Source organism: Sphingobium sp. ZW T5_29 (assembly GCF_044987515.1).
Lineage (GTDB): Bacteria > Pseudomonadota > Alphaproteobacteria > Sphingomonadales > Sphingomonadaceae > Sphingobium.
Genome location: NZ_JBJDRM010000022.1, coordinates 16,342 through 30,698, shown reverse-complemented (window position 1 = coordinate 30,698; position 14,357 = coordinate 16,342). Strand labels below are relative to the sequence as shown.

28 protein-coding genes and 1 tRNA gene are annotated in these 14,357 nt (G+C 62.1%); 19 read left to right on the top strand and 10 right to left on the bottom strand.

Annotation, left to right across the window (positions count from 1 at the left end):
• From ACI3KQ_RS15625 to ACI3KQ_RS15590, 8 genes are all read right to left on the bottom strand, one after another.
• Positions 1–270 (bottom strand): hypothetical protein (locus tag ACI3KQ_RS15625; protein WP_404959212.1); only part of this gene is annotated, 270 nt, incomplete at its 3' end.
• Positions 267–731 (bottom strand): endonuclease domain-containing protein, encoded by a 465-nt coding sequence (locus ACI3KQ_RS15620; protein ID WP_404959210.1) that lies wholly within the window; start codon positions 729–731, stop codon positions 267–269. The genes ACI3KQ_RS15620 and ACI3KQ_RS15625, both read right to left, overlap by 4 nt.
• Entirely contained in the window at positions 728–1,147 is a 420-nt protein-coding gene (locus ACI3KQ_RS15615) for a hypothetical protein (RefSeq protein ID WP_404959208.1), read from the bottom strand. The genes ACI3KQ_RS15620 and ACI3KQ_RS15615 overlap by 4 nt, the downstream gene beginning before the upstream one ends.
• Positions 1,144–1,944 (bottom strand): hypothetical protein, encoded by an 801-nt coding sequence (locus ACI3KQ_RS15610; RefSeq protein ID WP_404959206.1) that lies wholly within the window; start codon positions 1,942–1,944, stop codon positions 1,144–1,146. Before ACI3KQ_RS15610 ends, ACI3KQ_RS15615 begins: the two co-directional genes overlap by 4 nt.
• Positions 1,941–2,171 (bottom strand): hypothetical protein, encoded by a 231-nt coding sequence (locus ACI3KQ_RS15605; protein ID WP_404959204.1) that lies wholly within the window; start codon positions 2,169–2,171, stop codon positions 1,941–1,943. The genes ACI3KQ_RS15610 and ACI3KQ_RS15605 overlap by 4 nt, the downstream gene beginning before the upstream one ends.
• A complete protein-coding gene (locus ACI3KQ_RS15600; protein WP_404959202.1) occupies positions 2,161–2,496 on the bottom strand; it encodes a hypothetical protein in 336 nt (111 codons plus the stop codon). The genes ACI3KQ_RS15605 and ACI3KQ_RS15600 overlap by 11 nt, the downstream gene beginning before the upstream one ends.
• On the bottom strand, positions 2,493–2,990 hold the full coding sequence (locus ACI3KQ_RS15595) for a hypothetical protein (protein ID WP_404959200.1): 498 nt from the start codon (positions 2,988–2,990) through the stop codon (positions 2,493–2,495). Before ACI3KQ_RS15595 ends, ACI3KQ_RS15600 begins: the two co-directional genes overlap by 4 nt.
• Positions 2,991–3,237: 247 nt before the next feature.
• Complete coding sequence (locus ACI3KQ_RS15590) at positions 3,238–3,471, bottom strand: transcriptional regulator (protein WP_404959198.1); 234 nt, start codon at positions 3,469–3,471, stop codon at positions 3,238–3,240.
• Positions 3,472–3,556: 85 nt separating this feature from the next.
• On the opposite strand from ACI3KQ_RS15590, the gene ACI3KQ_RS15585 reads away from it, so the two are divergent.
• The 19 genes from ACI3KQ_RS15585 (at position 3,557) to ACI3KQ_RS15495 (ending at position 13,747) form a co-directional block, all read left to right on the top strand.
• Complete coding sequence (locus tag ACI3KQ_RS15585; RefSeq protein ID WP_404959197.1) at positions 3,557–4,231, top strand: helix-turn-helix transcriptional regulator; 675 nt, start codon at positions 3,557–3,559, stop codon at positions 4,229–4,231.
• 59 nt (positions 4,232–4,290) lie between these two features.
• Entirely contained in the window at positions 4,291–4,698 is a 408-nt protein-coding gene (locus ACI3KQ_RS15580; protein WP_404959195.1) for a hypothetical protein, read from the top strand.
• A 103-nt stretch (positions 4,699–4,801) separates the two neighbouring features.
• Complete coding sequence (locus ACI3KQ_RS15575) at positions 4,802–5,101, top strand: helix-turn-helix domain-containing protein (protein ID WP_404959193.1); 300 nt, start codon at positions 4,802–4,804, stop codon at positions 5,099–5,101.
• A 64-nt stretch (positions 5,102–5,165) separates the two neighbouring features.
• Positions 5,166–5,510, top strand: coding sequence for a hypothetical protein (locus ACI3KQ_RS15570; RefSeq protein ID WP_404959191.1), 345 nt, complete (start codon positions 5,166–5,168; stop codon positions 5,508–5,510).
• A 458-nt stretch (positions 5,511–5,968) separates the two neighbouring features.
• Entirely contained in the window at positions 5,969–6,184 is a 216-nt protein-coding gene (locus tag ACI3KQ_RS15565; RefSeq protein ID WP_404959189.1) for a hypothetical protein, read from the top strand.
• Positions 6,184–6,546, top strand: coding sequence for a hypothetical protein (locus ACI3KQ_RS15560; RefSeq protein WP_404959187.1), 363 nt, complete (start codon positions 6,184–6,186; stop codon positions 6,544–6,546). The genes ACI3KQ_RS15565 and ACI3KQ_RS15560 overlap by 1 nt, the downstream gene beginning before the upstream one ends.
• The gene (locus tag ACI3KQ_RS15555; protein WP_404959185.1) at positions 6,543–6,899 is read left to right on the top strand and encodes a hypothetical protein; all 357 of its coding nucleotides are present in this window, start codon (positions 6,543–6,545) and stop codon (positions 6,897–6,899) included. The genes ACI3KQ_RS15560 and ACI3KQ_RS15555 overlap by 4 nt, the downstream gene beginning before the upstream one ends.
• Positions 6,896–7,279, top strand: coding sequence for a hypothetical protein (locus tag ACI3KQ_RS15550; RefSeq protein ID WP_404959183.1), 384 nt, complete (start codon positions 6,896–6,898; stop codon positions 7,277–7,279). The genes ACI3KQ_RS15555 and ACI3KQ_RS15550 overlap by 4 nt, the downstream gene beginning before the upstream one ends.
• A gap of 9 nt (positions 7,280–7,288) precedes the next feature.
• Positions 7,289–8,065 (top strand): hypothetical protein, encoded by a 777-nt coding sequence (locus tag ACI3KQ_RS15545; RefSeq protein ID WP_404959181.1) that lies wholly within the window; start codon positions 7,289–7,291, stop codon positions 8,063–8,065.
• A gap of 11 nt (positions 8,066–8,076) precedes the next feature.
• A complete protein-coding gene (locus ACI3KQ_RS15540) occupies positions 8,077–8,313 on the top strand; it encodes a hypothetical protein (RefSeq protein WP_404959179.1) in 237 nt (78 codons plus the stop codon).
• Positions 8,310–9,476: a recombinase RecT gene (locus ACI3KQ_RS15535; protein WP_404959177.1), complete on the top strand. Its 1,167-nt coding sequence runs from the start codon at positions 8,310–8,312 to the stop codon at positions 9,474–9,476. The genes ACI3KQ_RS15540 and ACI3KQ_RS15535 overlap by 4 nt, the downstream gene beginning before the upstream one ends.
• Positions 9,473–9,937 carry a hypothetical protein gene (locus ACI3KQ_RS15530; RefSeq protein ID WP_404959175.1) on the top strand — a complete coding sequence of 155 codons (465 nt, stop codon included), beginning with the start codon at positions 9,473–9,475 and terminating at the stop codon, positions 9,935–9,937. Before ACI3KQ_RS15535 ends, ACI3KQ_RS15530 begins: the two co-directional genes overlap by 4 nt.
• Positions 9,934–10,284, top strand: coding sequence for a hypothetical protein (locus ACI3KQ_RS15525; protein WP_404959173.1), 351 nt, complete (start codon positions 9,934–9,936; stop codon positions 10,282–10,284). Before ACI3KQ_RS15530 ends, ACI3KQ_RS15525 begins: the two co-directional genes overlap by 4 nt.
• 52 nt (positions 10,285–10,336) lie before the next feature.
• A complete protein-coding gene (locus ACI3KQ_RS15520) occupies positions 10,337–10,702 on the top strand; it encodes a hypothetical protein (protein WP_404959171.1) in 366 nt (121 codons plus the stop codon).
• Complete coding sequence (locus ACI3KQ_RS15515; RefSeq protein ID WP_404959169.1) at positions 10,699–11,118, top strand: hypothetical protein; 420 nt, start codon at positions 10,699–10,701, stop codon at positions 11,116–11,118. The genes ACI3KQ_RS15520 and ACI3KQ_RS15515 overlap by 4 nt, the downstream gene beginning before the upstream one ends.
• Entirely contained in the window at positions 11,111–12,103 is a 993-nt protein-coding gene (locus tag ACI3KQ_RS15510; RefSeq protein ID WP_404959167.1) for a phage Gp37/Gp68 family protein, read from the top strand. Before ACI3KQ_RS15515 ends, ACI3KQ_RS15510 begins: the two co-directional genes overlap by 8 nt.
• Positions 12,100–12,228 (top strand): hypothetical protein, encoded by a 129-nt coding sequence (locus ACI3KQ_RS15505; protein WP_404959165.1) that lies wholly within the window; start codon positions 12,100–12,102, stop codon positions 12,226–12,228. The genes ACI3KQ_RS15510 and ACI3KQ_RS15505 overlap by 4 nt, the downstream gene beginning before the upstream one ends.
• Complete coding sequence (locus ACI3KQ_RS15500) at positions 12,228–12,581, top strand: hypothetical protein (protein ID WP_404959163.1); 354 nt, start codon at positions 12,228–12,230, stop codon at positions 12,579–12,581. The genes ACI3KQ_RS15505 and ACI3KQ_RS15500 overlap by 1 nt, the downstream gene beginning before the upstream one ends.
• Before the next feature lie 53 nt (positions 12,582–12,634).
• Positions 12,635–13,747 (top strand): tyrosine-type recombinase/integrase, encoded by a 1,113-nt coding sequence (locus ACI3KQ_RS15495; RefSeq protein ID WP_404959161.1) that lies wholly within the window; start codon positions 12,635–12,637, stop codon positions 13,745–13,747.
• Between the two features lie 13 nt (positions 13,748–13,760).
• On the opposite strand, the gene ACI3KQ_RS15490 is transcribed toward ACI3KQ_RS15495, so the two are convergent.
• Positions 13,761–13,837 (bottom strand) — tRNA-Arg (locus ACI3KQ_RS15490).
• Positions 13,838–13,910: 73 nt separating this feature from the next.
• The gene (locus ACI3KQ_RS15485) at positions 13,911–14,303 is read right to left on the bottom strand and encodes a hypothetical protein (protein ID WP_404959159.1); all 393 of its coding nucleotides are present in this window, start codon (positions 14,301–14,303) and stop codon (positions 13,911–13,913) included.
• Positions 14,304–14,357 lie beyond the last annotated feature (54 nt).

The window sequence follows — 14,357 nt, the reverse complement described above, 5'->3', positions numbered from 1 at the left end:
GGGGGCGGGAGAGGGGGTGACCCCCGTAACACGTGACTTTTCAGCGTCACTTTCCGTAACAGGCGTAACATCCGTTATGTATTGTGACGCTTTGTTACGCAGGTTGTCGCGATACCGAGCCTGCCGGATAGCGGCACGGCTGCGCGTGTCTGTGGCGTCCGGCAGCAGCGCGCGCAGCCCTTCCTCCATCTCCGCAACAGCAGCGACGATGGCGTCCGCGGGCATGCCGGCGGCGAGCATATGCTTCAGGGCGGACGCGATCACGCTCACACCGGCTCCTTCGACCTCGCCCAGAAGGCGTCGATGCCGATCTTCTCGACGTGGGAAACCGCCTGGCGAGCGCAGCTGAGCGCGTCGGCATAGATTTCGCTGCCGGTGAAGCGCATGACGTGGATGCATTCAGATATGAACCAACGGTCCCGTGAGCGATCCCGCGCCGCCTGCTTCTTGGTGCGCTCATGAAAATCATGACCGTCGCATTCGACGACCAAACGCCGCCCCTCGCATTCGAGCAGGAAGTCCGCCCGGTAGCGCCCGATCTGTTCTTGCGGTTTGACGGTGATGTAATCGCTCTTACCGCGCAGTTCATGGATCAGCGACAGGAACATCGCCGTTTCGATTGGCGATTCCGTGTAGTGAGATAGGTAAGGAGCGGTGCTGATCAGGCTTCTTCGATAATCCGCAGCCACAGCCTCGATCGCTCGCATGATGGTGTCGGGTATCTCGCTCACGCCAGCACCCCCCATTCACGAAGCTGCGCCTCGCCTTCCTCCACCGACCGGAACACGGCATGGCGGACACCATGCAGCTGGCACCAATCCCGCCAATCTTTCTGCGACGGAGACAGCGATCCGGTCTTGCTCTTGGCCTCCAGCACGCCGGAGCCGCCGTCCCAAAGGAACAGGTAATCCGACGCGCCAGTGATCATCCCCGCAGCGCGCGCGATCGCGGCGGCCGGCGTGGCGCGGGCAGACCCGGCCAGCTCATTGGGCGTATGGGTCCAGACGCCGCGCAGCCGCCCCTCCAGCACATGGACGCGCAGCCCGTTGGCGAACTGCACGGCCATGGCATCTTCAGGGCCAAGGCGCAGCCGACGCGACAGTGACGTGTACTGCATCAGGCGGACGAGGAAGGCGGGTGTTTTCATGCAGCCTTGTCTCCCGACGCGAATAGGTCGGCGGGCATGTCCTTCGACCAGGAATCAATGTCCGCCTCGATCTGGGCGTAATTGACGGGATGCTGGGCGCGGAGGTCGGGCGTCCGATCATTACGGACATAGCCGCCGTTGGTGCCGGGCGAGAGGAACCCATTGAATCTGTCGGTCCAGCGCGTCGGGCTGATCTTGAGCGCCTTTAAATCTGCGCGCGTGACGCAGCCGTGCCGCTCCAGCCAGATCATCAGCTTTATGGCTTTGATCTTCCAGTCCGTCAGCATGATCGGTGCGGCGTGGCCGCCCTGGACATCAGGCAAATAGTCCGGCAGCTTTTCGCGATGGGCCGGAAGCCAGTTATGCCAGCCCGACGAGTAGATCGAACTTTCGTCTGGCCACTGCCAGGGACGGCATTGCCAGTTCGTCTGCTCCGGTCGGTTGCCGTAGGCGGGCGAGACATGGCCCCAAATCGAGATAACGGTCAGCCCAAGGGCATCGCAGATCGGGCGGATATGGTTCTGGCATCCCTTTTCCGGGACGAGGACGGCGCGATAATCCGGGCCATCGGTTTCCGACCAGCGCGCCGCCGGCAAAGCCTGCGAAATCACCTTGGCATTGAGGGACAGCTTCGCTTCGATCCCGACCTGCGCCCCGGTCTCCGGGCAAACGGCCAGCAGATCCCAGCCGCAGGTCTCATGATAGATGATCCACTTACGATTGCCCCTGGCATCATTCCAGGCACAGAAGGCCTGCACCAATTCGGCTTCGGTGGCGAAGGTATCAATGTGTGTCATGCGCCCCTCCTGACGAGAAGCAGCAGATCGCCCTGTGGATCAGGGTTCGCTTCCATCCACCGGGCGAGGTTCAGCTGCGCCTCTTCGAGCGCGATATGCGCCGCAGTCTGCTCGAAGATTGCCGCGCGCGCCTTCTCGTCGGCACGGTTCATTCGCTTCTGGCAGTGCGCGATCAGCAGCTGAAGCCGGTTGCGCTCAGGGGATGGCGCCGACTCTTCAATGGCCACGGGACCGCCCCTCTTTCTGGCGCAGCCGACGCGCGCGCATTTCAACGCTGCGGACGGTCAGGCCGAGCTTCGCGGCGATATCGCGCCCCTTTGCGCCCTGGGCACGCATGTTGAGCATCAGCCGGTCGCGTTCCGGCGTCCAACTACTGCGTGGGCCGCATCCGTTCGCCTGGCGCTCGCACTTGATGGCGCGCTCCAGTTCGTCGGTTTCCGCGTCGGTCAGGGCGCGAGTGCGGGAAACCGCATCGAGCCGAGCGATCGTTTCCTTGTAGCCGCATTGACGGGCTTTGCGGACGGCCTCCGCCAGCGCGGCTTCCATCCTCATGCGTCACCCATGCGCGTGATGATGATGCCGCCGGCACGCAGCGTGTTCAGCCGGTAGCGTAGGGCATCGAAGGTTTGGCCTGCCGCCTCGATGTCAGCTGCGCCCTCTGCCAGTTCCGTGTCAGAGATGCTCTGGTCAGCCAGCGCCCGCGCCAAGAACATTTGCCCGCGTGCAGCGCCGATCGGCAGATCATGGTCGGACGTGCAGATCGCAGCTTCTGGAGCCAGCTTGCCACCGATCAGGTGGAACAGCGGGGCCAAACGATGCAGCCCATAGACCTCGCCAATCTTCATGACCGTGAGCATGGACAGAGCGGCCTTGCCGTTGCGTGCGTTCGCGATCGTGCCGGATGAGACGCCGAGCCGGTCGGCTGTGTCTTGGTCGCTCTCGTTGGTGTCGAGCTGGATGCCTTTCACGACGCTGCCGACAGCATCGAGCATAGAACTTTGCGTGAGCGGTGCTCCGCGCTGCAAGACATTGTTGCGCTGCGTCATGCAGAAGCATCCTCATGAAGGGGGATTTGATCAGTGTCGCAGCCGGGCCGGTCGTGCAGGACCGACCCAGCTGTGCCCGCGGTGCGACCCTCGGGAACTTGTTTGCCCGTCGCGGGAATGCGACCCGACGCGACGGGATGAACCGCCCGGCCGGCCTTGGTGTCGGTCGGGATCGGTGCAGGCGCGAGGCCAGCGAACGCGAGATCGGGGCAGTCGCAGAGCGACGCGCCACAGGAGCGGCAGGCGGTCATGCGGCGGCTTCCTCAACAGAGTCGGGATATATGTCAGGCCGCCATTGGTGTCGGCTGAAACCCGTAACTTCCTCCGCTTTCAAGACATACTCAGCGGGGAGTTGACGCCCGTCCCGGAGCCAGTTGGATATATTTTGCTGAGTGGTTCCGATGGCGCGAGCGAACGCGCTCTGGTTCCCACAGAAGGGCGCGGCCGCGACGGCGCGCTGGAGGATCGTTGACTTGCTCATGGAGCTGCACACTACAAACCAACGGTATACATTACAACCCATTTGTAGAGGCGCAGTGCACAAATCTTTTGTAATACTCAGCGCAATGGCAAACGAACCTGACGATCCTGGCGAAGCTGGTCTTTGGATGAAACGAGAGCGGCTCGCCCGAGATTGGTCGGGGCAGGGCCTCGCCGACCGCATCAATGCAATTGCGGGCAAGGCAGGGGATCGAATTACGGTTTCTCAGCAGGTTGTCTCGAACTTTGAAAAGGGTGAGACAAAACGGAAACCGTCTTGGGTGCGGTATGCTGCGATTGCTTTCAACGATGACGCTGGTGCTGATGCCTTCGAAGACGTTATCGATCCCGATGCCGTCGACATCCAGCAATGGGATGTAGCCTACGGCATGGGTGGCGGCACCTATCTCGACCTTCCCGTCACGGGCGAGACGCACAAATTCTCGCGTTCCTGGTTGCGCCAGTTCACGCACGCGCCGCCGGAGAAAATATTCCTCGCGGCTGGCACCGGCGATTCCATGATGCCGACCATCCTCGACGCCGACATCGTCGTGATCGATACCTCCCAGCAGGAGGTGCGCCTCGCAGACAAGATCTGGGCGGCATCCTACGGGCAGACTGGTATCATCAAGCGGCTCCGGCCAATGCCGGATGGCAGCGTCAAGATCCTGTCCGACAATCCTAACGTGCCGCCGGAGACCGCCTATGATGGCGAGCTATCGGTGGTCGGGCGCGTTGTGGCTGTCGTGCGGAAGATGTGAGAGCGGAACTTGCGCGTTCATAATTCATTTACTAATTGCGCTCATATCGGATGCGATATATGAGCCAACCTACGCGGTTCCGGTTCATCGTTGATGACGATGTCGAGAAGGACATTGAGGATGTTGAGGACACTGACCCTGACCAAGCGGCGACGCTCATCGTTCTGATTGAAGAGGTCAAAGGAGATCATGCGCTATGCAGTCGCTTGATCGACGAAGGGTATGTAGATGAGCAAATAGCTAAGGTAGCCCAGTTCGCTTCGATGCAGCGGAACAGGTATAACGCATATACCGTTCGATGCGCGGATGTAGATGACTGGCGCTTGATAACGGCGGTCGACCATCGGAAGGCTACGATCGCCCTCTTGTACATAATGAAACGTAGTGAGGACTATGATGAAACGGTCCAGCAGCGTGTTGCAGCGGCATACGACAAGCTTGGCTTGGAAAAGCTGGGACGCGCGTAGATCTCCAACTTCACGCTCGTCGCGAAACGCCTATTCCACATTCCAAGAGCCTCAGGTTTGGACTTTTGAGCCAATTCCAGCTGGCTTTTCTTCGGCCGATGCCATGATCGACCGGCTTTCTAGTAAACCGGGTATGTCGGATAGAGTTGCCGCTGCTCGGCAGCGCCTTGCGGCTAAGAGGGCGGAAGAATCCGGCGAACTGTCTCGTGGTCTTGCAGACTTGCGGCTGGCATCAGGGCTTTCTCAGAAGCAACTCGCAGAGAAGATTGGCACGTCTCAGCCGGTGATATCGATGTATGAATCGGGAGAACGGGAGCCAATGCTGTCGGCAATCGAGGCACTCGCTGGAGCCTTGAACGTGGATGCAAATTCGGTTGTGAAGGCCTATCGAAAAAATGGATAATGCTCCCCAGCTGTCGCTCGCATTTTGCGAAGATGTTCGGCTTGAGGTTGGAGGTAAGCCATTCTTGATCGGCCTGCTGTCGCCGGTGGTTTACTCAATGTGCGACGGCGAAGAGGACAGCTGCGTGCTTGTGGCATCCGTACTGATGCCTGCCGGGTCGACTGAGGCGCATCTGAAGCTTGAAGTCGAGGTCTCAGTGCCGGGCACAGAGCCAATCTCGAAGAGCGCTACAAAGCGGATAGAGATGCCCGAGGGCAACGGTGATGAGGCTTGGAAGATCTGGCTTCCTCAGGCCGTTGAAATCCCCAAATGTATAGAGGGGACGCGCATCAAGGCTCGCTTGCAGGGTGCAGGCGCAGAAGCTTGGGCGTCGCTTCTGTATCGCAGTAAGGGCGACCAAGAGGATTGAAGCACCTCTCCCTAGCCGTGGTCGGCGTCGGCTTCGATAACAAGACCGGCCCGGCACGGCGCTTCGAAATCGAGATGTGCAAACCAGGCGAGCCGGTAGAGCTTCGCCCAGAGCCTAAGAACTCTATTCCGCGCGCGGTATCCAGATCGGCTATCTTCGAGCCGAGCGCGCGCCCTTCATCGGCGCCGCCATGCGCCGCGGCATAGTCGAGGCAATCTTCCAGAAATCTGAGCAATGGGGCGCGACAATCCGAGCGCACCTAGATGGGACGGAGCCAGTGTTGCCCGAACCGGACGACTCGCGCGCCAATGACTGGCCGCCGCCGGGGTCGGAGGATCCGGATTGGTGGCCCGATGAGGAATGGCTAGACGAATAAATTACAATCGGTTTGTTGACATGGATACAAACGGATTGTAGTAAGGCCTCCATCAGGCGATCACCGCCGATGGAGAAACACCGTGGCCCAGTCCACCAATCATCAACCCCGCAGCGTGACGGACAACGATGCGTCGCGCGCTTGGGAAGACGCATACGCTTTCAAGGCTGAGATCGAGGCCCGCGAAGCCGATCGCGCCGCACCGCACGAGCTGCCCGTGTTCACCATGGCCGCGCTGCTGCTCTTCTCGGTCGCGCTGCTGGTCATCCAGTGCGTGTTCCTGCCGGAGACGCGGTGATGCAGCCCTGGCACTCCACCGAAGAAGCCCGGAAGATCCTCGCCAGCTGCGCCTTTCGCGCGCCTGCGATCATCTACTGCGATCAGGCCTACGCGCTGACCCGCGACGAATGGCGTTGCTACGATCCGGCGGATGCGCGGGTGCAAAAGCTCGCTCAGATCGCGGAGCAGCACTTCCTCGCCGCCGAGCGGGAAGGGGGCCGTATCGCTGCCCTGATCGCCATCGGCTGCTCTGTCGATGAAGCAATCGACGCCGTTCAGGACGAGCCGCAGATCATCAATCCCAACGACTGCGACCAGCTCGCGCTCCGCATGATGGTGCGGGCGCAAATCATGGGCGCGCAGCTGGAGAAGGCGGCATGACGGTTCTTGTCACCCCCAACATCGCCGACGCGATCGCCAAAGCCAACCAGTGGGTTGTCACTGCCAAACCGGTGATCCGTGCCTGGTTCGCGCTGGACGATATCGCGGGTGATCTTTTCGAGGCCGATCAGCGCACCCGCGACGAAGCGCGCGGGTTGCTGCGCAAGCCTCGGGACGAGATGTACCGGATGATCGAAGGTATCCGCGACGATTTCCGCTGCGATCACGTGATGTATGCGTCCGATGACGCCGACGAGGCCGAGTGGGATCGGGTCGAAGAGTTCAACGATGAGCTCGATCGCGGCATGGCCTCGGTCGCTGCGGCCATCAAGCAGGTCGAGGCCGAGCTATGAGCCGGGCCCGCATCGACTATTCGCACGGCAGCGATTTCCGCGGCGCCGGGTTCGATCCCGACCAGCCGATCGAGGGCTTCTATAGGATGCGCCTCAAGATGGGCGGTGCCTTTATCGGCGTCCGCATCTGGTACGGCGCACCGCTCGATCCGGAGACCGGAGAGGAAATGGATCGCTCCTGGCGCTGGCAGGCGCTGGTGAACGACGAGCATGTTCCGCTCGAACGGTGCTGGCCCAAGTGCGGCGGCGATCCGATCAGCGAGGCTGACTATCGGCACCTCACCAACCTTCAGCGCTGGGCGCGCACCAATGCGCCCGAGAGCAGCATCGCCGACCCGCGCCGACTGGCGCACCCCCTCGACAATCCCCTGCCTTTCTAAGGAGGTTTTATGCAGACCGCTTTTCCCGACGTGAAGCCCTGGCCGAAGCAGGCCGAACCCGCTCCGGCCGCAGTTGCTGAGATCGGGCATAATCGCCCGCCGATGGACGTCGAGGCACGCGCCGATTTCGACGAGAAGCTGGCGCTCAGCAAAGCCAACCGCGAGAAAATCGCGCAGCTGGTCGCGTCCGCCGATCGTGCTGTTGCGGTGGATGAGGACAGTCTTGGCAAGTGCGGCGAGTTGGTGAAGCAGATCCGTGCCGCCGAGAGCGTCGTCAGCAGCACCCATCAGGACGTTAAAGCACCATACCTTGCTGCTGGCCGCGCCGTTGACGAGGCAAAGAACGAACTGGTGACGCAACTGTCCGGGGCGAAGGCCCTCGTCGAGGGTAAGCAGAAGGCCTTCCTTCGCGAGGCGCAGGCCAAGCGGGATGCCGAGGCGCGCCGCATTCGGGAGGCACAGGAGCTAGTTGATCGCGAACGCCGCGAGCAGGAAGCCGCTGCCGCCGCTGCTGGACAGCGCGCACCCGAACCCGAGCCAGTCTATGCCCCACCGCCTCCGTCCGCCCGTATCGAGCCGATCCGTGGCGATTTCGGCGCGACCGTTTCGACCACGAAGAAAAAGCTCTGCGAGGTCACTGATTACACGCTGGCTTTCATGAAGGTCGAGAAGAACGCCAAGGTCCGCGAGGCGATCGACAAGGCGATCGCAGCGCTCGTCCGGGCAGGTGAACATGAAATCGATGGCGTCCGCATCTGGGATGACATCGCTGTGAGCAACCGCTGAGGAGAACCGACATGCAGTATGTCGCCTGCAAATTCCGCCCGGACGACCGGCGCAGTTACACTTATCATAATGATGGCGAGCCGGTGGCCGTCGGCGATCAGGTCAAGATCGCTGGGCGCGGTGATGATGGCTGGCAGCGTGTCCATGTCGTCGCCGTCTCGGATGAACAGCCGTCCTTCGAGACCAAACCCATCCTCGGAAAGGTCGAAGCCGAAGAGCCGGGCTTTGATCTGGGAGACGAAAATTGAACGCCATCGCCAACCGCAATGACGGTCCCGTCACGCTCGATCAGGCCGTGACCCAGCTGCGCAACCAGCTGGTCAACCGCGCCGACGACTTTAAGATGGCGCTGCCTGCACACATCACGCCCGAGAAATTCCAGCGCACGCTGATCACTGCGGCACAGTCCAACCCGGACTTGCTGAAAGCGGACCGGCGAAGCCTGATCAACTCGGCCATGAAGGCAGCGCAGGACGGCCTGCTGCCCGATGGCCGCGAAGCCGCTATCGTCATCTTCAGTAGCCGCAAGAAGGTCGGCAATGATTGGGTGTCGGTCGATCTGGCGCAGTATATGCCCATGGCATACGGCGTCCGGAAGAAGATCCTGCAGTCCGGTGAGATAAGTTCGCTCGAAACCAACGTCGTCTATCGCCGTGAGGTTGAAGAGGGTGCGTTCATCTTCGAAGCGGGCACCGAGGCGATGCTGCGGCACCGGCCCATGCTCGAACTCGCCGACGAGGATCTGGCCGATGAGAACATCGTGGCCGCCTATTCAGTCGCCACCATGAAGGACGGCAGCAAGTCGTTCGAGGTCATGCGCCGCGCCGAGATCAACAAGGTGCGCCAGGCGAGCCAGACCGGCGCAACTGGCCGCGTCGTGAAGTTCGGCAAGGACAAGGGCAAGGAGATCGCACCCAAGGGTCCATGGGTCGACTGGTTCGGCGAGATGGCGCGCAAGACGGTCATGCGTAGGCACTCCAAGACGCTTCCCATGTCCGGCGATGTTCTCGACGTCGAGGCCAAGGACGAGGCGCTTTATGCAGCATCGGCCAATATGGTCATGGCGAGCGAGGAAGAGCGGGGCGGAACGATCCTTCCGAGCCGTGATCAGTTAGGCCACGATCCGGAGACGGGCGAGGTCATAGACAACGGCGAGGAGGATGAAGAGTCGGCCCGCGCGCTCGATGTCCAGACCAGCGGTTGGCAGGAAGGCCCGGCAGACGAACAGCGTGGCGAGGCCAATGCCGTCACGTTCGAGGCGGCCAAGGCGCAGATCGATGGTTGCGAAACGGTGATCGACGTCAATTCGAAGGTCGCCGCGCTCGTGAATGACATGAGCGATGACGATGCCGACATACTGCGCGAGCATGCCATGGAGCGCATCGCCGAGCTGAAAGCGCCGAAGAAGTGACCGAATGCACTCACCCCAAGAGCAGAGGTGCGCTGCGTTGCCGCTCCTGCGCCGCCAAGCACATGGCGACCGATCCCGATATTCAGCGCCGCCGCCGTGAAGGCATCCAGCGCTATCATGCTCAGCCGGGCGTGAAGATCGAATATCGCGAACGGCAGCGGCGCATGATGGAGAAGGTACAAGCCGACCCCGTCGAGATGGAGAAGCGCCGCGAGCGCGGTCACTGGCTCCGCGCCAATGTGCTGACCCGCGCCGACGTCGTGGAGAAAACGCTGTCGGAGGAAACCCGGCGCAAGCGTGGCGCGACCATTTCGGCACTGCGGATGCGCGACATTCCGGCTGCGCTTCGGGAGGAATATCGGCGGCTCGTCCACTCGAAACGCATCCCCGCCGCTGAAGCCAAGCAGATCATCCTCGACCAGTTCAAGCGCCAGATGGGCGCAAAAAAGGCAACCGCATGAATCGCGAACCCTTCATCAATCGCGATGGCAAAAAGCTCCGCATTGGCGCGCTGATCATTAAGGCCGACCGCTGGCCGTGGCAGGCCGGTTACAACTGGCAGGGCATGACCAATTCGTCGGCTCCGCTCAACCAGCCCCGCAAGGGCGATAAGGCGGCACCGCGGTTCGGCGGCGGCTGGAAGTATAATCTGGGTCTCCAGTTTTCCGGCCGGACGCTGCTGATCGAACTGCTGTTCGGGATGCTGACCTTTCACATCGAGACGGCAAAGGATCGCCGCGAGGCCGATGAGCGCAAGGTTCGGCGGCAGGCGGAAATCGACCGCATTTTGGCTCGCAGCCGGGCCTAACCAGTTTCTCAAGGGAGCGCCGGGCACCTAACAAGGCCCGGCGTCACAGACGATGATCGAGCGCCAGCACGGAAAATATCTCCACCGCCGCGACGATGCACTGATCGCTCAGGTGTTGCTTATCAAGGAGCGACAGTTCGCCATGACGGACGAAATTGAATGCCCTACCTGCAACGGCGAGGGTGAGGTCGAGCACCCCTTCCTCCCCAACCATCCCGGCCCGCAGGATGAGTGCCCGCCCGATCCGGTGATCGTCGACTGCGAAGACTGCGAGGGCAAGGGCTGGCGGCCCATGACTGACGACGAACTGACCGAAGCCGCCGAGCGCCAGGCCGAGGATGCTGCCAGCGAGCCGCCGGTCACGATGGCGGAGCAGCACCGCGCCGCGTGGGCGCAGAAGATGGAGTCGCGGCGGTGACCGACCTTCTCCAGCTGGCCGATCGCGTCGAGCGCGGCGAGATCAAGGCGCTGTCGATTAAGCAGCCCTATCCGCACCATATCTTCCACGACGGGAAGGACGTCGAGAACCGCGACTGGCCAACCAAGGGCCGGGGCTGGTTCATCGTCCACGCTGGCGTGTCGAAGACCGAACTGGACATGGACGATCCGGCAGAGGCTGCGATGCCCCGTGGTGGCGTGGTCGGCATCGCCCGCATCGTCGATTGCGTCGAGCAGATGGATTCGCGCTGGTTCTATGGGCGCTATGGGTTCGTCCTGGCTGACGCCTTCCCGCTGCCCCTGGTCACCTGCCGTGGCAAGCTGGGCTTTTTCAATCTTGAGCCGGACACGCTGCGCGCGGTCGCTCAGCATATCAGGGAGCGCGCTCATGGCTGAGAACACGAAAATCGAATGGACGGATCACACCTTCAATCCGTGGATCGGCTGCACCAAGGTCGGTCCCGGCTGTGATAACTGCTATGCCGCCGACCTGTCGAAAGCCCGATTGGGCGTGCCGTGGGGAGCGGGCGAGCCGCGCCGTCACACCGCCGCGTCGACATGGAAGCAGCCGCGCGCCTGGAACAATCGCGCCGCCAAGCTGGGCATCCGCTATCGCGTCTTCTGCGCATCGCTGGCCGACGTCTTCGACAATGAGGTGCCAGCTGAGTGGCGGGCCGAGCTGTTCCAGCTGATTCGCGAGACACCGCACCTGGACTGGCTGCTGGTGACCAAGCGCATCGGGAACGCTGAGAAGATGGCACGTGCGGCAGGATGCTTCCCCAGCAACGTCTGGCTTGGCGCAACGATCGTCAACCAGGCCGAGGCCGAACGGGACATTCCAAAGCTGCTCGCCGTCCAAGGGCCGCGTTTCCGCTTCCTGTCGATGGAGCCGCTGCTCGGGCCGGTCGACCTGACCATGCTGTCGCTCAGCGGCGACGCGGAAATGGACGCGTTGCGCCCGCTGACATGGGCGTCGCAGGTTGAGGAATGGCGCGATACGTCCGACACATGGCAGGCGGATTTCGAGGATTGGTTCGGCCATCATCCGGACAATGTGTCTGGTCTGATCCATGGCGCGCTCGATTGGGTGATCGTCGGCGGCGAGAGCGGCCCGCACGCGCGCCCGATGCACCCCGATTGGGCGCGGAGCTTGCGCAAGCAGTGCGAGGAGGCGGGCGTGCCGTTCCTGTTCAAGCAGTGGGGCGAGTGGTTCCCATACGGCGGGATCGACGCCGATGGTTGCCAGAACAGCCGCGATCTGGGCGAGCGATCTGGCAAATGGCACATCTGGGGGGAGAATGACGGCTTTTCAGCCCGCGTAGGCAAGAAGCAAGCAGGCCGCTTCCTCGATGGCATCCAGCATGACGGGGTGCCGTCATGACCACCGGAGAAGCAACCGGCCTGCTCGTGCTGTTCGCCACCATCTGGATTGGCTGGCCGCTGCATCAGATCGCCGCGAACCTCACCGCGCTGCGGAAGATGGCGGAGAGGGGGAGGGGGCGCTGATGGGCATGGTCTTCACGGAAATCCTCGCCAAAATCGACCGAGCGGCCGTCAACGGACAACGGCTGCACCTCGACATCGAACACGTCCGAGCGCTGGCCACGTCTCCGGTGTATGCATCTATCGCCGAGATGAAGGCCAAGGAGTTTGCAGATCTATGGGAAAACGAACCGGAGCAGCGGGAGAGAAGCCGCCCCGCATCCAACTCGGGGATTTCTGGCTCGAACCCCGCATCGAAAGAAGCGAGTGGGTCATCGCCTGGTACGATGCTGACGCTCGTACACGTCGCCGCCGAAAGACAGGCGTCCGCTACAGCGGAGAAGATCGCCCGCCTCTCGAAGCACAAGAGGCGCTAGCCGATCATTTCGCGGCACATTCGCGCCCGACCGAGCCGGTTGCGATCAGGGACATGGCTGTCGCCACGCTGATCGATATCTGGCTGACCGACCATGTCGCAGTGAAGACCGAGGCACCGATCCGCTACACGACGTCGGTCAAGCACCTGCTCCGCTTCTTCGAACAGGAGCGCAAGCTGGGTAAAGTCGGTTCGACCGTCATGGTCTCTGACGTGAACAAGCGCCTGATCGACCGCTTCATCAAGTTCCGCAAGGGCGAGGGCGTCGGCGGCTGGACGATCAACCGCGATCTCAAAGCGCTGCGCGGCGCGCTTAATCATGGGTGGAAGAACGAGCTGATCGAATCGGCACCGTTCGTCCATGACGTCGAGGCGCGCGACAAGGCTAAACCCCGAGATCTGGTCTATACGCCCGAGCGCGTTGCCGCGCTGCTGGAGGCGGCGGCCAGTCGGGAAGATCGCAAGCACCTGCTGCTCTACATCATCATCGCGCTCAGCACTTGCGGCCGATCCTGGGCGATCCTCGATCTCGATAGTTCACAGATCCGCGACGGGCGCATCCACTTCCTCGCCGACGATCGTGCCCAGTCGAAGAAGCGCCGCTCCATCGTGCCGATCGCGCCGACGCTGGCACCATGGCTGGAGGGGATCAAGGGCAAGGTGATCGTGTCGCGGAAGCCCAAGGCTGAACGCAACTGGGCGGACCCGGCGGTCCCCGAGTTTTTCGAATATCCCTGCTACGACCTGGGCGATTCGTTCGAGAAGTGCCTGATCGAGGCCGGTATCTGCCGCGAGGTGTACGACGACGAAGGCAATCAGGTGATGCTCCCAGCTCGCGCCAAGCTGGGCGAGACGAAGCCCCGGCCGAAGCTGAAAGGGTTGGGGACGCCGAACACGCTGCGGCACACCGCCATTACCGAAATGCACCGCCGGGGCGTGCCCGAGGCGCAGATCGATGCAGCGGCAGGGCATGTCGGTGAAGGCACGGGAAAGCGCAATTATCGGCACGTCCGGCCCGACTATCTGGCCGAGTTCATCGCGGGCGTGGAAGCCTATTGGGCCGAAATCTCACGCTACACGGATGTGCACCTGCGGTCCCACAGCGGTCCCAAAGTCGCCTCTCTCGCTTCTGCTCGGGCAAGAGCCCGTATCAAAACGAAGGAATAACAATGGTTTGTAATGGTGCACCCAAGTGGATTCGAACCACTGGCCTTTGCCTTCGGAGGGCAACGCTCTATCCAGCTGAGCTATGGGTGCATGTCGCTGGTGCGAAGCGCCGCTTAGCAAAGCCTATCCGTCCGCGCCAGCACCAAATCGCGACAGGCGCCTTCTATTTCGGGGCCTTGACCATCGGCTGGAACATGCCCAGGCCGCAACTGGCGCCGGGGTTCAGATTGGGCGTGTTGTACAGCACCGTGATGATGTCCACCGAACAAAGCTGTGACAGGCTGGTCTTGTAAAGAAACCGCCGTTCCGAACCCAGACCGGGGCAGCTATGCTTCATCTGGTTCCGATAGACCTTGTTGCCGTTCATGATGAAATCGATGGTCCGGTCGTCGCGCACCTGTGTGCTGCGGATCGACTGCAAATTGACGCAACTCACGGCCTTGCCGGACGGGACCAGATTGTCGGCCTTGGGCTTGGCCGCCGCGGGCGCGATCGCGCAGGCGACAGCGACGGCGAGCGCTATGCCCGCAACTGACGCAGAGACGAAGGCGGTCATGCGTATCTCTCCTCACATTTTCGGGCGCGATGCCAGTCAACGCCGCCATTGCGT

Excerpts from the sequence above, each read along its gene's own strand:
- ACI3KQ_RS15615 (WP_404959208.1), bottom strand. The coding sequence starts at position 1,147 with ATGAAAACACCCGCCTTCCTCGTCCGCCTGATGCAGTACACGTCACTG.
- ACI3KQ_RS15610 (WP_404959206.1), bottom strand. The coding sequence starts at position 1,944 with ATGACACACATTGATACCTTCGCCACCGAAGCCGAATTGGTGCAGGCC.
- ACI3KQ_RS15600 (WP_404959202.1), bottom strand. The coding sequence starts at position 2,496 with ATGAGGATGGAAGCCGCGCTGGCGGAGGCCGTCCGCAAAGCCCGTCAA.
- ACI3KQ_RS15595 (WP_404959200.1), bottom strand. The coding sequence starts at position 2,990 with ATGACGCAGCGCAACAATGTCTTGCAGCGCGGAGCACCGCTCACGCAA.
- ACI3KQ_RS15590 (WP_404959198.1), bottom strand. The coding sequence starts at position 3,471 with ATGAGCAAGTCAACGATCCTCCAGCGCGCCGTCGCGGCCGCGCCCTTC.
- ACI3KQ_RS15585 (WP_404959197.1), top strand. The coding sequence starts at position 3,557 with ATGGCAAACGAACCTGACGATCCTGGCGAAGCTGGTCTTTGGATGAAA.
- ACI3KQ_RS15580 (WP_404959195.1), top strand. The coding sequence starts at position 4,291 with ATGAGCCAACCTACGCGGTTCCGGTTCATCGTTGATGACGATGTCGAG.
- ACI3KQ_RS15575 (WP_404959193.1), top strand. The coding sequence starts at position 4,802 with ATGATCGACCGGCTTTCTAGTAAACCGGGTATGTCGGATAGAGTTGCC.
- ACI3KQ_RS15560 (WP_404959187.1), top strand. The coding sequence starts at position 6,184 with ATGCAGCCCTGGCACTCCACCGAAGAAGCCCGGAAGATCCTCGCCAGC.
- ACI3KQ_RS15555 (WP_404959185.1), top strand. The coding sequence starts at position 6,543 with ATGACGGTTCTTGTCACCCCCAACATCGCCGACGCGATCGCCAAAGCC.
- ACI3KQ_RS15550 (WP_404959183.1), top strand. The coding sequence starts at position 6,896 with ATGAGCCGGGCCCGCATCGACTATTCGCACGGCAGCGATTTCCGCGGC.
- ACI3KQ_RS15545 (WP_404959181.1), top strand. The coding sequence starts at position 7,289 with ATGCAGACCGCTTTTCCCGACGTGAAGCCCTGGCCGAAGCAGGCCGAA.
- ACI3KQ_RS15540 (WP_404959179.1), top strand. The coding sequence starts at position 8,077 with ATGCAGTATGTCGCCTGCAAATTCCGCCCGGACGACCGGCGCAGTTAC.
- ACI3KQ_RS15525 (WP_404959173.1), top strand. The coding sequence starts at position 9,934 with ATGAATCGCGAACCCTTCATCAATCGCGATGGCAAAAAGCTCCGCATT.
- ACI3KQ_RS15520 (WP_404959171.1), top strand. The coding sequence starts at position 10,337 with ATGATCGAGCGCCAGCACGGAAAATATCTCCACCGCCGCGACGATGCA.
- ACI3KQ_RS15510 (WP_404959167.1), top strand. The coding sequence starts at position 11,111 with ATGGCTGAGAACACGAAAATCGAATGGACGGATCACACCTTCAATCCG.
- ACI3KQ_RS15505 (WP_404959165.1), top strand. The coding sequence starts at position 12,100 with ATGACCACCGGAGAAGCAACCGGCCTGCTCGTGCTGTTCGCCACCATC.
- ACI3KQ_RS15500 (WP_404959163.1), top strand. The coding sequence starts at position 12,228 with ATGGGCATGGTCTTCACGGAAATCCTCGCCAAAATCGACCGAGCGGCC.
- ACI3KQ_RS15495 (WP_404959161.1), top strand. The coding sequence starts at position 12,635 with ATGGCTGTCGCCACGCTGATCGATATCTGGCTGACCGACCATGTCGCA.
- ACI3KQ_RS15485 (WP_404959159.1), bottom strand. The coding sequence starts at position 14,303 with ATGACCGCCTTCGTCTCTGCGTCAGTTGCGGGCATAGCGCTCGCCGTC.